Origin of the sequence: Halomonas sp. RT37 (assembly GCF_040070525.1) — a bacterium.
GTDB lineage: Bacteria > Pseudomonadota > Gammaproteobacteria > Pseudomonadales > Halomonadaceae > Halomonas > Halomonas litopenaei.
The window spans coordinates 1386751-1401814 of sequence record NZ_CP098827.1; the positions used below are offsets into that span (position 1 = coordinate 1386751).

15 protein-coding genes and 1 tRNA gene are annotated in these 15064 nt (G+C 58.0%); 13 read left to right on the forward strand and 3 right to left on the reverse strand.

The features are described from left to right. Nucleotides 1–3: 3 nt before the first annotated feature. The 3 genes from NFG58_RS06210 to NFG58_RS06220 all read left to right on the forward strand — a co-directional run bounded on the left by NFG58_RS06210 (nt 4) and on the right by NFG58_RS06220 (nt 1498). A complete protein-coding gene (locus NFG58_RS06210; protein WP_108131654.1) occupies nt 4–606 on the forward strand; it encodes a YiiD C-terminal domain-containing protein in 603 nt (200 codons plus the stop codon). A gap of 180 nt (nt 607–786) precedes the next feature. After that, a tRNA-Ser gene (locus tag NFG58_RS06215) sits at nt 787–874 on the forward strand. Between the two features lie 291 nt (nt 875–1165). Next, entirely contained in the window at nt 1166–1498 is a 333-nt protein-coding gene (locus NFG58_RS06220; RefSeq protein ID WP_348827781.1) for a gamma-glutamylcyclotransferase, read from the forward strand. Nucleotides 1499–1888: 390 nt separating this feature from the next. On the opposite strand, the gene NFG58_RS06225 is transcribed toward NFG58_RS06220, so the two are convergent. Both NFG58_RS06225 and NFG58_RS06230 read right to left on the reverse strand, forming a co-directional pair. Beyond that, nucleotides 1889–3541, reverse strand: a complete 1653-nt coding sequence (locus NFG58_RS06225) for a thiamine pyrophosphate-binding protein (RefSeq protein WP_348827782.1) — start codon at nt 3539–3541, stop codon at nt 1889–1891. Nucleotides 3542–3559: 18 nt separating this feature from the next. Then, on the reverse strand, nt 3560–4300 hold the full coding sequence (locus tag NFG58_RS06230; RefSeq protein WP_348827783.1) for a GntR family transcriptional regulator: 741 nt from the start codon (nt 4298–4300) through the stop codon (nt 3560–3562). A gap of 135 nt (nt 4301–4435) precedes the next feature. On the opposite strand from NFG58_RS06230, the gene NFG58_RS06235 reads away from it, so the two are divergent. Genes NFG58_RS06235 through NFG58_RS06255 form a run of 5 tightly spaced genes read left to right on the forward strand, consistent with a single transcriptional unit; the run spans nt 4436 to nt 8585 of the window. Continuing rightward, nucleotides 4436–5374 (forward strand): NAD(P)-dependent oxidoreductase, encoded by a 939-nt coding sequence (locus tag NFG58_RS06235; RefSeq protein ID WP_348827784.1) that lies wholly within the window; start codon nt 4436–4438, stop codon nt 5372–5374. A 57-nt stretch (nt 5375–5431) separates the two neighbouring features. Continuing rightward, complete coding sequence (locus tag NFG58_RS06240) at nt 5432–6403, forward strand: TRAP transporter substrate-binding protein (RefSeq protein WP_124802376.1); 972 nt, start codon at nt 5432–5434, stop codon at nt 6401–6403. A 58-nt stretch (nt 6404–6461) separates the two neighbouring features. Then, a complete protein-coding gene (locus NFG58_RS06245) occupies nt 6462–7748 on the forward strand; it encodes a TRAP transporter large permease (RefSeq protein WP_124802374.1) in 1287 nt (428 codons plus the stop codon). Further along, nucleotides 7745–8242: a TRAP transporter small permease gene (locus tag NFG58_RS06250; protein WP_306169318.1), complete on the forward strand. Its 498-nt coding sequence runs from the start codon at nt 7745–7747 to the stop codon at nt 8240–8242. The genes NFG58_RS06245 and NFG58_RS06250 overlap by 4 nt, the downstream gene beginning before the upstream one ends. A gap of 1 nt (nt 8243) precedes the next feature. Further along, nucleotides 8244–8585, forward strand: coding sequence for an NIPSNAP family protein (locus NFG58_RS06255; protein WP_124802370.1), 342 nt, complete (start codon nt 8244–8246; stop codon nt 8583–8585). 508 nt (nt 8586–9093) lie between these two features. Here the strand turns inward: NFG58_RS06255 and NFG58_RS06260 are convergent. Then, entirely contained in the window at nt 9094–10539 is a 1446-nt protein-coding gene (locus tag NFG58_RS06260; protein WP_348827785.1) for a sulfatase-like hydrolase/transferase, read from the reverse strand. A gap of 135 nt (nt 10540–10674) precedes the next feature. Between NFG58_RS06260 and NFG58_RS06265 the strand changes: the two genes are divergently transcribed. From NFG58_RS06265 to NFG58_RS06285, 5 genes are all read left to right on the forward strand, one after another. Then, a complete protein-coding gene (locus tag NFG58_RS06265) occupies nt 10675–11679 on the forward strand; it encodes a LacI family DNA-binding transcriptional regulator (RefSeq protein WP_287165741.1) in 1005 nt (334 codons plus the stop codon). A gap of 440 nt (nt 11680–12119) precedes the next feature. Continuing rightward, complete coding sequence (locus NFG58_RS06270) at nt 12120–12785, forward strand: amino acid ABC transporter permease (RefSeq protein ID WP_253028971.1); 666 nt, start codon at nt 12120–12122, stop codon at nt 12783–12785. A 7-nt stretch (nt 12786–12792) separates the two neighbouring features. Further along, on the forward strand, nt 12793–13446 hold the full coding sequence (locus NFG58_RS06275; protein WP_221621135.1) for an amino acid ABC transporter permease: 654 nt from the start codon (nt 12793–12795) through the stop codon (nt 13444–13446). A 21-nt stretch (nt 13447–13467) separates the two neighbouring features. Then, a complete protein-coding gene (locus tag NFG58_RS06280) occupies nt 13468–14259 on the forward strand; it encodes a transporter substrate-binding domain-containing protein (protein ID WP_124802360.1) in 792 nt (263 codons plus the stop codon). A gap of 21 nt (nt 14260–14280) precedes the next feature. Further along, a complete protein-coding gene (locus NFG58_RS06285) occupies nt 14281–15015 on the forward strand; it encodes an amino acid ABC transporter ATP-binding protein (protein ID WP_124802358.1) in 735 nt (244 codons plus the stop codon). The last annotated feature ends 49 nt before the right edge of the window (nt 15016–15064 follow it).

The window sequence follows — 15064 nt, forward strand, 5'->3', positions numbered from 1 at the left end:
CTCATGGATGAATTGATCAGACGCGTTGGCACGGCCCACCCGCGGCCCGTCTTGCCGCCCGAGGGAGGCGAGGACGACCCCGGGGCCTTTCTCGACTGGCTGGGTGAGGCCATCCCCCTGGTCGGGTCGCTTGGCATCACCCGTATGGCGCGCGACCAGGACTCGCTGCGCTGGGAGCTTGCCCTGACCCCTAACCTCAACGACAAGGGCACCGGTTTTGGCGGCTCGCTGGCCGCCCAGACCACCTTGCTCGGCTGGTGCTGGACCACCCTGTGGCTGCGCCGTCGAGGCTACAACCGCGACGTAGTGGTGGCCGAGGCCAGCCAGCGCTTTCTCGCCCCGGTGACCGGCGACTACCGCCTGATCTGCCGACCCGAGGCAAGCAGCTCCGCAGACGTTGATGCCAGTGGTGCGGCAGGGCCGGGTAGTGCCGGGCAGGTCAGCAGGGAAACAGGCGCCGAAGCGGCGCTGGAGCAGCGCCTGGCGGAACGCGGCAAGGGCCGCATTGCCCTGGTCCAGCAGCTGTGGTGCGGCGACACCCTTTGCCTGGAAGCCAGGGGTGACTACGCCGTGCTGGCCAGCGAACCTCCCATCGCAGCACGCTGACGCCATCGCGCCGCTTCGCCACCGCGCCGCTTCGCCATCAGACCCCGAACTGCCACACGACGAATCTGATGTAAGCCGAAAAACGGCTTGCAATCGAGAACTTAAGGCGATAAAGTATGCGCCGTCTTGAGGGATAAGCACCGCGCAACGCGGGCATCATGTTTCTCGAGATGACAATGCGGAGGGGTGTCCGAGTGGTCGAAGGAGCACGCCTGGAAAGTGTGTAAGTCGAAAGGCTTCGAGGGTTCGAATCCCTCCCCCTCCGCCACAGAATTTGAGAAAGCCGCTGAGAAATCAGCGGCTTTTTTCTATGTGAATTCTATCCGCGTTGACCCCACCCCAATCCATGCAGGGTGTCTGTCCTTCCTCAGGTTCGCCAGCCTGATCCATCTGGCAGCGGTAAAGCCTCGCTTCACAGCACCGGAATTGACGATACCTCCCACTCTCAAACGGCAGATCTCCACCGCGTGGCACAGCACGCTGGCAGCAGGCCGGGCTTGCCCAGCCCAGGGGCTAGCGGAGAAAATTAGTCGTTTACCTATTGAGAGGGAGGTGCGTTTTGGCACACCTGTTTATCTACGGGACCTTGGGGCCGGGCGGACCCAACGAACACGTCATGCAGGCCATCGGCGGCCATTGGCAACCGGGCAGCATCAAGGGACGGCTGCACCAGGCGGGTTGGGGCGCCGAGATGGGCTTCCCGGGCCTGGTGCTGGATGACGCCGGCGACGATATCCGAGGCCACGTCTTCGTGTCCGACGCACTACCGGAACACTGGGCGGCCCTGGACGAGTTTGAGGGGCCCGAGTACCTACGTACCCCGGTCACCGTCAGCCTCGATGATGGCGGTAGGGTCGAGGCCTACGTCTACGCCCTGCGCAGAGAGGCCTGACGAGGGGGCTGATCTCACCCCGCGGTGGTGTGGAAAGGCGCGTCAAACCGGCCTGATGGTGCGTATTGCCCGTACCGCAAGATCACCGGCTATCGAAATACGTGTGGCGAGCTTTTCGCCTTGGCGGTGGATCACTTACCAGTGAAAGGTCTGTGAAATACCATCCTCGCTCGCCGCATTGCCATAGCCCAAGTTGTGCATCAGATGCCATCAAGCTAGCCGATCCCGGGCCGCGAGCGCAGCTTTCTGCGCGAGCAGCTGGTTCCTATTAAGTGCAGCTTGATACTGAGATGCTGCTGCGGCCCGGCAGGGGTGTCGGGGTGAATCAAGCCTACCCTGGCGATGGCAGGGCAGCTTCCTGTCCGTGCGGGTATCTCTTGGCTACTGCCTTCATGGACGGGCCAGGGTCAGCTTGGGCGACAGGGCGTGTGGGTCTACCTTCAAGTCCAGGATCGCGGGAACCCCTGCCTCTCTGGCTGCCTGCAGTGCGGCTGGAAATTCGCTATCGCTTGTCACGGTTGCGCCAAAGCCCCCGTAACTTCTGGCGAATGCAGCGAAGTCGGGATTGTGCATTCGTGTTCCCGAGGGGCGGTCCGGATACTTTCGTTCCTGATGCATGCGAATGGTGCCGTACATGCCGTTGTTGGACACCAGAACGATGACATTTGCGCCGTACTGACAGGCAACACCAAACTCTTGCATCACCATCTGAAAGCAGCCATCCCCTGCCAGGCAGACCACGTCTCGCTCGGGGTGGCGCAATTTGGCGGCGATCGCTGCCGGCAAGCCGTAGCCCATTGAGCCACTGGTGGGGGCAAGCTGGGTGGGCCAGTTGCGATAGCGATAGTAGCGATGAAGCCACGCGGAGTAGTTCCCGGCACCATTTGTCAGGATGGCATCCTCACCGAGCGCCTCGTTGAGGTGAGAGATGACTTGTTCCATCTTCAGGTCACCGGGGCTCTGCTGTAGTTGCTGCCACTCCTCGTAGTCCGAGCGCGCGCCGGTGATCCATTGATCACGCGGTGACTCCGGCGACCTTGCTGCATCGGCCAGCTGACAGACGAGCTCAGCAGCGTTCGCGACGACGCCGAGGGCCGGTCGATAGACACGACCAATTTCCGCAGCGTCTGCGTGGACGTGTATGAGGGTCTGTCGCGGCAGGGGAGGCGTCAGCAAGGTGTAACCGCTGGTCGTCATTTCACCCAGTCGAGCACCGAGTGAGAGAATGACATCGGCATTCTTGACGCGTTCCGCGAGCTTGGGGTTGATGCCGATACCAACGTCGCCAACATAGTGTGAATGTCGGTTGTCGAGATAGTCCTGGCAGCGAAAAGAGGCTCCCACCGGTAGCGCGGCCTTGTCGGCAAATCGTCCGAGCGCATTGGCGGCTTTCTGGGACCAGGGCCCACCGCCGACGATAACCAACGGGCGTTCGGCCTTCGCCAGCATGTCGACAATGGCGCCGACATCGCTCTCAGCCGCCTTGCCCGAAGGTAGCGTGGCAGCCGGTACAGCCGGGGCGCCAGTGTAGTCTGATGAGAGGATGTCCTCGGGAAGTGCGAGCACAACAGGACCCGGACGGCCGCTTTGAGCGACATGGAAGGCGTGGCTTACGTACTCAGGAATCCGGTCGACGCGATCAATTTCCGCGACCCATTTTGCCAATGGATTGAACATGGCCCGGTAGTCGACTTCCTGGAAAGCTTCTCTGTCGCGCTGATCGCTCGCCACCTGCCCAATGAAGAGAATCATGGGCGTCGAGTCCTGGTAGGCGACATGTACGCCACAGGAAGCGTTGGTGGCGCCGGGGCCCCGCGTGACGAAAGCGATGCCAGGACGCCCGGTAAGTTTCCCATCGGCTTCGGCCATCAGCGAGGCCCCGCCTTCGTGTCGCGTCACGATGGTGTCCACGCCGGAATCGAAAAGCCCATCAAGAGCGGCCAGGTAGCTTTCTCCAGGCACACAAAATACCCGCTCCACCCCCTGTGCCTCGAGGGCTTCGACGAGAACTTTTCCACCATGACGTGACGGTTGTTCACTCATAAATCTAGACCCTTGTTCTTATAGAAAGTCTTCGCGAGCTGCCAGACGCTCAGCCGCGCGTTCGAAGCGTAGGCGTGTCGCGCTGCGAGCTAGCGATGCGTCTTGTATTGCCAGTGCATCTCTCACCGCGCGGTGTTCATCCAGAATGGAAGGGCCGAATTCAGAAGCCGCTGCATTCTTCAGAAAGGCCGAGCGCAGGTTGCTCTGTATATTCCCCTCAATCATGCCGATAACCTCGACATAATATTCATTGTCAGAAGCTTCGGTAATGCGCCGATAGAATTCGAGCTCGGTGTCGACTCTTTGCTCAAGCGCTCCATCTGGACCGAGTGCGTCAAGTCGCTCGATTTCTGCAAAGAGATCTTCTAAAGCCTGCATTTGCTCAGCCGTGCGTGTTCCAGCGGCAAGCGCCGAGGCCCCTGCCTGCACCTCTGCTCTAAGCTGAAGCAACTTTATGATCTGCTTGCGTTTTTCGAAACATCCCGGGCTGATGCGAAACGCCGAACGATTGGTGGTTTCCGTAATAAAAGTGCCGACGCCACGTCGAGAGTCGACGACGCCATCGTACTTGAGAAGCGAAATCGCCTCGCGGATCACCGTGCGCGCAACGCCAAATTTCTTGGAAAGTACCGCCTCGGTGGGAAGGCGGTCGCCAGGCTGAAGCTGGCCTCCTTCGATCGCCTTGGTCAGGGCTACCGCGACCTCATCAGGTAGCCGGCGAGGGCGATCAATACGCCCATAGATTTCAAAATCCTGCATTGGGATGTCTTCCTGATCGTCTGAACAGCTCAAGCCGCGACGCGTCGTTGAAGCGTAGGCCATGCGACCTGCAAGGGGCTAGTGCGACAAAGGTAGCACTAAAAACAGTTGTCAGACAAACAGGCTTGAACTAGCTTGAGGTCCACAGAACACAAGAGCAACAAGGAGAAGGTAATGGCAGGGCAACGTATCGGGTTTGTCGGTCTGGGTGGCATGGGGAGAGGGCTCGTCAAGAATCTCTGCCTCAAGGGCCACAGGGTTACGGTCTACGATCTGGATCCGGAAAGGGTCGCCAGAGCGGTCAATGAAGGCGCGGTAAAAGGAGGCTCGGTCGGCGAGATCGCCTCAGAGTCCGATATTCTTGCCGTCTGTATCACCACCGCAGAAGCGGTCCAGGCGCTCGCCCTCGGACCCGATGGCGCCTTGGCCAAGTTGCCTAAGGATGCCATCTTTCTGGACCACACGACGGTCTCGGTCGAGCATGTCGAGCTGATGCGCAAAGCGTGTGAGCAGGCCTCTGTTCAATACGCAGAAGCCCCAATGACCCGCACTCCCGCTCATGCTGAACGTGGTGAGGTCAACGTCTTGTTTGGTGGCGATGAGGCACTGCTGGAGCGACTGCGCCCCGTCTTCGGTGCTTATGCAGAAAACATTTTTCATGTGGGTCCCGCCGGACACGCGACACGCTTGAAGTTGATCCATAACTACATTGCCTTCGCCAATGTGGCGTCCTGGTGCGAAGGCTTTGCCCTTGCCGCGAAAGAGGGGCTCGATATGTCAAAGGTCATCGGGATTATCTCGGCGGCTGGTGGCAAGTCGGGGATGATGGACCTTTATGGCAACCTGACGCTCCAGCGTGATTTTACGCCACACATGTCGTTGGAAAATGCTCAGAAAGACGTTCGTTATTATGCCGAGTGGTTGGAACAGGCAGGTCTTCCGGCTTTCATGGCGCAGTCGGTGCACAACACCTATGCCCTCGCTTCGATAATGGGGCACGGTAACGAAGGTTGCACAGCCGTGATCAAGGCATATGAAGAGCTTTCTGGCATCGAAGCTTGCCTGAAGGAGTAGGCGCTCACTGATGTAATGAAACAGAACTGATAGCTATAATGAGAGGAAGATTGTACTATGTATTATAATAAAATCCTTTTCGGCACGCTCGCTTGCATTCTGTCAGCCTCGGTTGAAGCGCAGGATGTTACGTTACGAATGGCACATTTTGCTGCAGAATCTCATCCTGCCCATCAGGCGGCGTTGGCATTCGCGAAAAATGTTGAAGAAAGAACAGAGGGTGCGGTATCTGTCGAGCTATATCCCGCAAACGAGCTTGGCTCACCTCCCGAGCAGCTTGAGCAAACCGTTCTCGGTGTCGTCGATATGAACTTGCCGACTCAGGGGGGATTGGACAAGTATGTAAAAGCATTTGGTACGGTAATGACACCCTTCGCCTTCGGCAGTTACGAAGAGGCTCACAACGTCCTTGACGGTCCCTTCTTTGAGTGGGTTGCGCCACAGCTCGAAGAGGAGGGGCTGGTCATGCTGTCAAACTGGGAGTACGGGTTCAGAAATATCACCAATAGTGTCAGGCCGATCGAGAGCCCCGAAGATGTGGACGGCTTGAAGTTGCGCACCCCGCCAGAATTGCAGATCGTCGCAGCGCTTGAGGCACTTGGTGCATCAACCGCGCAGATTGCCTTCCCCGAGCTTCCCAATGCTCTTAATCAAGGGGTCGTTGACGGGCAGGAAAATCCCATCAGCGTTATCTACCACTTCAACTTTGACGAGTTGCAGGACCATCTGGCTCTGACACGCCATGTCTACAACTCCATGGTCCACGTGGTCAATAAGGACACCTGGGATTCTCTTTCCGAAGATCAGCAGTCCATTGTCCGTGAGGAAAGTGTCGCCGCCTCGACGATGATGCGGGACGCCGTCATCGCACAAGAGGAGAAAGATATTGCTGCCCTCAAGGAGCGAGGCATGCAAGTGACGGATCCCGACTCGGCGATGTTTGTTGAGCTGATGGGGCCGGCCAGAGATCGCGTTTCAGAGTATGTCGGTCAGGAAAACATGCAAACATTCCTGAGCTTCCTGGATTAATCTCTACGGCACGGATTGGAGCGCTGGACTGCGCTCCAATCCGTATGGGGTGTGCTATATGCTGACATTCGTCATCCTTGGAGCTCTTGTCTCTTTGATTGGTATCGGGCTTTCGGTTGCTGCTGCGCTGGGTCTGATTTCCGTTGGTTTTTATTCCCTGCAGGGGGACTTTGATATTCTGGCGATGTTGCCGCAACGAATGTTTTCGGCAACCACCGGTTTTACGCTTCTAGCGATACCGTTTTTCATCCTGGCCGGTAATCTCATGAACACGGGAGGGATTACTCACCGGATCTTTCGTTTCGCCGATGCGTGTGTCGGACATATTCGTGGTGGACTTGGGCAGGTAAACGTTCTGGCGTCACTCTTCTTTTCCGGCATGTCTGGTGCCGCTGTGGCGGATGCGGCCGGGCTTGGGCAGGTTGAGCTCAAAGCGATGGCGGATCGAGACTACGATCCGGACTTTTCTGCGGCAATCACGGCGGCCTCATCCACCATAGGGCCGGTGTTTCCGCCATCCATCCCCTTCGTCTTGTATTCATCGATCACCGGGGTGTCGGTAGCCCAGCTTTTTCTTGCAGGCGTTGTGCCTGGCGTCCTGATGGCGCTGGCCTTGATGCTGGCGGTTTACGTGCACGCCTTGCGCCACAAGATGTCCCGACGGGATCATGTCGATTGGGCCGAAATCGGCCGTAGTTTCCTGTCTGCACTTCTATCGTTGCTGACGCCGGTGATTATTATTGCGGGGATATTTGGTGGCGTGTTTACACCGACCGAGGCGGGGGTCATGGCCAGTGCCTACGCCATGTTTTTATCAATGGTTGTCTATCGTGAGGTTAAGGTATCCGACCTTCCTGAGATAATATGGGAAACATTGGTCCATACGGTACGGGTCATGTTCGTTATTGCTGCCGCCGGCTTCTTTGGCTGGCTGTTGATACACCAACGCATTCCCAATCAGTTGGTGGAGACCATGCTTTCCCTCTCCGAGAGTCCAGCAATAATAATGGCTATTATCGTTGCTATCTTGCTGGTCCTGGGGATGTTTCTGGAAGGTATCGCGGTCATCGTACTAACCGTGCCTTTGTTTCTTCCTGTCGTAACACAGATTGGCGTTGATCCGGTGCATTTCGGCGTGATCATGATCATGTGTTCGATGGTCGGTTTGCTGACGCCTCCCGTGGGTATGGTTCTCTTTGCAACATCGTCGATTGCCAAAATCAGCGTCGGCCGCTTGTCGCGTGCCTTGACGCCTTACTTGATTGGTCTTTTCGTGGTGTTGATGGCCGTCGTCATGATTCCAGCGATATCGACATGGCTGCCTGATCTGGTGATGAACTCATGAATAAACTTGATCGAGTGGTGGGCCAACTCCTGCGCGCGATTGCCTCGTTCTGTTTGGCAGCGTTATTCATCCTGCTGTTTTCAAGCGTCATTGCGCGCAGCTTTCAACTTGCGAGCTTCGCATGGCTGGATGAGGTGGTAAGGGGCTTGTTTTCCTGGATGGTATTCATGGGCTCCTCTGCCTTATGGCGAGAGCGGGGACACTTCAGAGTAGATTGGCTCGAGCAGGTGATAGGGCAAAAGCGTGCGGCACCTTTGCTCAGGGCCTTTCTGGCATTTCTATCCCTTGGGTTCATGCTCGCCATGACGTGGTACGGATGGGAGCTGACGGCACGGAGCAGTGCAGTAACGCCTGTACTGAACCTTCCGACGGGGCTTTTCTATGCCGCGATCCCCATCTCGGGAACATTGATGATGATTTACTCATTGCGTGATCTGTTTGAATCGATCGCGGACGTTAAAGCGCCATTTTCTACCATGATGAAGGAGAAGTAAGATGATCTACGATCTAAGAACATACACCTGCCGCCCGGGTACCATCAAGAAACACATGAAGCTCTATGAAGACCACGGGTGGAAGGTGCAGAGTAAACACCTGGGTTATCCCGTTGTTTATGGGGCGGTTGAAACGGGTGATGTCAACTCCTATGTGCATGTCTGGATGTACGAGGATGCGGCCGACCGCGCAGCCAAGCGCCAGAAGCTACAGGCAGACCCGGAGTGGAAAGAATATCTCGCGAAAAGCGCCGAGGCGGGGTACCTGGTCAGCCAGGAGAACAAGATACTCGTCGCCGCGCCTTTCTTTGATCCCTTTCACGTAAAGAAGGTCGAAGGGTAGTACATAGGAAATAGCGACTTTTGATGTGATCGACTTTTGATGGAAATACTTTCTAGTCGACTAAAATATATGTTTCGATATGGCAATGGGCTCCTTTTCTCACCGAGATAAGGAGCTTTTTGTCGAACTGGGGGATTGATGTCGGGGATCGTGGGTCGATGAAGCGGCTTCACACTGTTTTTTGTTTCCTGGCCGTGCCCGCCGGCGAACTGCCAGAATCGCCCAGTGAGCTTCGTGTCGGGATGACCGCGTGTCCTCGCATTGCGGGCGGGGTCGATCGCCAAGGGGGGCGCCATGCAATGCCATCTATCCAAAGACGTGAGGCGCTCCACCATGACAGCGGACTCAACGAGCCAACAGATGGTGGTGTCGTTCCCTTGTCTGGCTGAAGCGGCAATCAGGCTGAACCGGTTGCGTGAGCCTGACCGCCGTTGTCACCCAGTTTCGGCCCGATGGCCAAGCACCGAGTGAGTGATTCGCCCTGGTGCCTTGGTGTTTCAGCCAGTGGTTAGAGTGTCGGCCCGGAATCCTCGCCACCGCTGCTCTGGTAGAACCAATCATCGGCGAAGGGTACGCCATCGGTATCGTTGGCATCGACGCGGGCAATCTGACCGCGGCCGAATACCGGCTGTTTGGTGCCATCTCTTGCTGGATCGACGTACTGCTCGAACCACGCAACCATGCGCTGTTCCAGCTCTGCCGCGATATCGGCATGCTCGGGGGAGTGGATGAGGTCGTTGAGTTCGTCTGGATCCTCGGTCATGTCGTAGAGTTCGTTGGGCCAGTCACCCACGCGCCAGATAAACTTCCAACGGCTGTCGCGGAGCATTCGCACGGGTCCATATTCGTCGAACACCACGACATCCCGGCTTTGCGTGTCATCTGGCCCCGTCAGGATGGGCAGAAACGACCTTCCAGGCAGATTGTCGCCGACCTTCGCATCGATGCCGAGGTACTCGAGCAAGGTCGGGCAGAAATCGTAGTGACTGACGAGTGCCGTCGAGGCTCTTGGTGTGATCTTGCCGGGCTGGGCCATGATAAAGGGCACGCGAACCGCCTGGTCGTACATATTCTGCGGGTAGGTCGCGTTGCCTTTGCCGTAGATGCCGTGGTGGCCAAGGCTCATGCCATTGTCGCTGGTGAAGATGACCAGAGTATCTTCGGTGAGGCCGAGATCCTCGAGCCTGGCCAGGACCCGTCCGATCGCCGCGTCGGCTGCGGTCAGTGAGGTGCAGTAGCCCTGGATCATCTCGTTGACGTCTTCCTGGGGATAGACGCCGTTGTTGATCTGATCGGGATGGCGCGGCAGGCGAGGGAAGGTGGAAAACTCACAATCGTCGTACTGGCTCCAGACCTCGCGTGGATGCTGTGACTTGTGCCAGGGCCGGTGGGGAGCGGAAAAATTCAAGGACAGGAAGAAGGGACGGTCTTCTCCGGCACGGGACTCGAGATAGTGGGTCGCCTCGTCGGCCAGGAAGTCCGTAAGATAACCCGGGACTATCTCTTCGACGCCGTTGCGGTACATTCTGGCGCCGTAATAGCTGTCGGAGCCTTTCGGCATGGTGATCCAGTGGGTGAATCCTTTCTGGGGATGTGCGCTGTCACCCAGATGCCACTTGCCGATCAAGGCGCAGTCGTAGCCGTTGTCATGAAGCACGTCACTGAATCCCAGCATGCCTTGCAGGTATTCGACGGACCTGTCGCCATTCTTGTCCTCGGAGCCCTGGCGGATCCAGTCGAGCACACCGTGCTGCGACGGGATGCGTCCGGTGAGTAGCGAGGCGCGGGCAGGGGAGCACACCGGAGAAACACAGTAGCAGTTGACGAAATCCACTCCGCTACGCGCCAGAGCGTCGATATGGGGGGTCTGGACTTCCTGATTGCCGCGCGTTCCCAGGCTCCAGAAGCCCATGTCGTCGGCCAGGATCATTATCACGTTGGGTTGCTTATCCATATTGTTCTCCTCGCATGCGTGATGGATGACTGTAGAGCGAGATTTGTATAGACGTCAATAGAACGATCTAACTAGGTGTCAAGTGAGCTAGTATTTGTGGCAGGACGGCGGCATGATTGAGAAAAAGGAGGTCCGATGCGTAAGAAAGTGACGATGGAGATGGTGGCCAAGGCGGCCGGTGTGTCTCGGGCGACCGTATCGCTTGTCGCGCGAAATTCGCCACTGGTGTCGGATGCGACTCGCGAGCTGATCACCAAGACCATGAAAGATATGGATTATGTCGCTGATCGTGCGGCCGCCCGGCTGCGCAGTAATAGCAGCGGTACGGTGGGGCTGATCGTTCCAAACCTGATTAATCCGTTTTTCATTGATTTCCTGGCGGGCGCCGAGCGGACCATGGCCGACGAAGGTCGGGTCATCCTGTTGGCCAACAGCTATGACGACACGGAGCGTCAGGAGGATATCCTGCAGAGGTTCCGGGAGCATTCGGTCGACGGCATCATCCTGTGTCCGGCCGTAGGCACCCCACCGGAGCTACTTTCACGCATTGCCAACTGGGGTATTCCGGTGATCCAGGCCATGCGCGCAGTCTCTCCGACCGAGTCTGACTATGCCGGGACCGACAACGCCAGCGGCATGCTTAGCGCCGTTCGGCATCTGACCTCCCTTGGACACCAACGCATTGTTTTTGTGTCTGTTTCGTCCAGGTCGTCGGCTCGGTCCGAGCGTGTTGGCGCCTTCCATCAGGGGTTGGCCGAGGCCGACGGTGTCGAGGGAACCATCATCGAGACCGAGTTCTCGCTCGACGGCGCCATCGAGGCGGGGGCCCGCATCAAGGACGAAGCCGCTGACGCCACCGGCATCATCTGCTTCAACGATATCGTCGCTGCTGGGGTGATGCAGGGGCTACGCCAGAGCGGCGCAGTACCAGGCGAGACGCATGCCATCATCGGCTTTGGCGATCTGCCCGTGGCGCGGATGGCGTATCCGCAGTTGACGACGGTGGCAACGAACCCCGGCAACACGGGATCAAGCGCATCCACTCTTTTAGCGCGCCGTCTGGGCAAGCCGGAGGCGCCTTTCGAGCGTGTTCTTACCGTTCCCTCCCTGGTGGTTCGCGGCAGTACCTTCGCCCTGTAGTGGACAGTCGACGGTAGTGCTTACAGGCTACTTCGCTGTTTCTGCTTGCTATTTTTCGTCTAAATCACTCTCGCTGGAGCGGCTCGATGCTACCGGCGAGTGGTAGTGCGATCCTCCTTCGCCCTCCCGGTAGTCTCCCCTTGTCGGCGCTTGCTGCGGTATCGCCGACCCAAGCGGCAGGAGGCCTGAGATGTAGGCTTCTACGACTATTGATATCAAGCCTGGCGCCCGGCGAGTTTCCTGCTGTTCCGGCGTCGAAGAAGTTCTCGAATGCGCTAGAAATATCCATGTTTAACAGTGTTGTAGGTTCATATTCGACAACGCTAACAGATGGCTTGACGAAGGTGCCGGCAGCGATGGCCCTTGGCGTGAACCGGCCTCCTACCTTGACATTGTGTAAGGTGCAATTTAGAACGATATAAACAACAAGGAGGACCAACATGTACGATTTCAATTTTCAGCCAGTCTTCGCGAGCTGGGATGCGCTGCTCGTCGGGGCACTGCTGACCATTCGGCTATCGGCCACCGCGATGGTGTTCGGGCTGGGGATCTCGATTCTCGGTGCCGTCGCCCGCACGTCACATGTTCGACCCCTGCGAATGATCGTGGCGTCCTATGTCGAGGTCATCCGCAACACGCCCTTCATCGTACAGATCTATTTCATCTTCTTTGGCCTGCCGGCGGCTGGCATCACGCTTTCCCCGAACACCGCGGCGCTAATGGCGCTGACGATCAACGTCGGCGCATACGGCACCGAGATCGTACGATCCGGTATCGAAGCGATTCCGCGCGGCCAGATCGAAGCGGGGCGGGCGTTGGCACTCAGCCCGTTCAACATCTTTCGCCATGTGGTCATCAAGCCTGCGCTTCGCACGATATACCCCTCGCTGACCAGCCAGTTCATCTACCTGATGCTGATGTCGAGTGTGGTCTCGGTCATCTCGGCAAGCGACCTCGCTTCTGTCGGCGCCGACATCAACGCCGCGACCTTCGCAAGCTTTGAGGTCTATCTGGTGCTGACCGCCGCCTACCTGGCGATGGCGCTGGGCTTCTCGGGCGTATTCGCGCTCATCCGTCGCAAACTCTTCACCTACCCTGTGAGCTGACGCCATGATTCGTGAATTCTCGACCGCCGACATACTTTTCATGGCCTCCGCCGTGCGCTGGACGCTCCTGCTGTCGCTTATCGCCTTTGGATGCGGCGCGATTGGGGGCTTGCTGATCGCCGCCATGCGTACCTCCGGCTACAAGATGGTGAGCACTGCTGCAGCCTTGTATATCCAGTTGTTCCGGGGCACTCCGCTGCTCATGCAACTCTTCCTGATCTACTTCGGTTTCTCGGTGTCCAGCTTTCCGGTCAGCCCCCTCACCGCTGCCGCGGTGGGCCTCACCCTGCACGCCAGCGCCTTCCTTGGTGAAATCTGGCGAGGCGCCATCGAGGCCGTGCCGGGTGGACAGACCGAAGCGTCGAAGGCCCTTGCGCTCAGCTACGTCAACCGGATGCGTCATATCATCCTGCCCCAGGCAATCAAGATCGCCACGCCAGCCACCGTCGGTTTTTCGGTACAGCTGATCAAGGGCACCTCGCTCGCCTCGATCATCGGCTTCACCGAGTTGACCCGCGCCGGACAGATCGTCAACAACGCCACGTTCTCGCCGATTCTGGTCTTCGGCACGATTGCCATTTTCTATTTTCTGTTGTGTTGTCCGCTGTCGATGTTCGCCAAGCGACTCGAAGCGCGGATGAGACTCTCAACCGTTCGATAATCCCCTAAGGAGCATAAAAAGATGATAAAAATAAAACATCTTGTCGCCAGCACCGCCTTGACCCTCATGGCCGTTGGGACACAAGCATCCGCCGTCGCTGCTGAACTCACCGACATCCAGGAGTCCGGCAAGCTACGTGTCGGCATGCTGGTCGATTTCCCCCCCTTCGGTGTGCTCGATACCTCAGGCAATCCCGATGGCTATGATGCCGCCGTGGCAACCGAACTGGCGGAAAGCCTCGGCGTCGATTTGCAGATCGTGCCGGTGACAGGGCCTAACCGTATCCCTTACCTGCTGTCTGGCCAGGTCGATGTTCTTGTGGCGTCCCTCGGCATTACGCCGGCTCGTTCTGAAAAGGTGGATTTCTCTGACCCTTACGCGGCCATCAGTATTGCCGTGTACGGCGATGCGTCCAAGGAAGTCGAATCGAAAGCGGACCTGGCCGACTACATCGTGGGCGTAGCCCGGGGCTCCACCCAGGAAAAGGGCGTCGTCGAGGCGGCCCCGGAGGGCACGGAAATCCGTCGCTTCGATGATGGTGCCGGTGCAGTACAGGCGCTGATGTCGGGCCAGGTCGACCTTCTAGGCGCCTCCAACGTAGTGATGGGAGAAGTGATCGCCGTCACCGGTGGCCGTTTCGAGAAGAAGCTCGATCTGTCCAACCAACTCCAGGGAATCAGCGTGGCGCCAGGCTCCGACGAGCTGCTGGAGCAGATCAACAGCTACCTCGCCCAGATCAAATCCGATGGCACCCTGAACGACATCCACCAGGAGTGGCTGGGTGAGCCGCTTCCGGATTACCTGAACAAGTAAGCCAATAATTGGGGACTGCCAATGTCTGCACAAGCTGTCGTGATGCAGGATGTCGTGAAGTACTACGGCGAGTTTGCCGCCCTGACAGACGTCAACCTGTCCGTCGAGTCGGGTGAGCGTATCGTCATCTGCGGCCCATCCGGATCAGGGAAGTCCACCCTGATCCGCACCATCAACCAGCTCGAAGAGATACATTCGGGCACGATCGTTGTCGACGGGATCGAGCTTACCGCGGGAGGCAAGAACGTTGCCAAGGTACGTGAAGACGTCGGCATGGTGTTTCAGAGCTTTAATCTGTTTCCTCATATGACGGTGCTGGAGAACTGCATCCTGTCACCGATGAAGACCAAGAAGGTCAGTCGTGCCGAAGCCGAGAAGACCGCTCGTCACTACCTCGAGCGAGTCAAGATCCCCGAGCAGGCCGACAAGTATCCGGCGCAGCTCTCCGGTGGGCAGCAACAGCGCGTGGCTATCGCTCGGGCTCTGTGCATGAAGCCACGGATCATGCTGTTTGACGAGCCGACCTCTGCGCTCGATCCGGAGATGGTGAAGGAGGTACTGGATACGATGATCGATCTGGCCGGGGAGGGCATGACGATGATGTGCGTGACCCATGAAATGGAATTTGCCAAGGCCGTGGCCGATCGTATCGTCTTCATGGACGCGGGCAAGATCGTCGAGATCAACGAACCGACCGGGTTCTTCACCAACCCGCAGAACGAACGGCTACAGAACTTCCTGGGTCAGATCACCTGAGCTGACAAAGGGCCAGGCCTCCCTGCCGGTGCGTCGGCAGGGGGCGTCC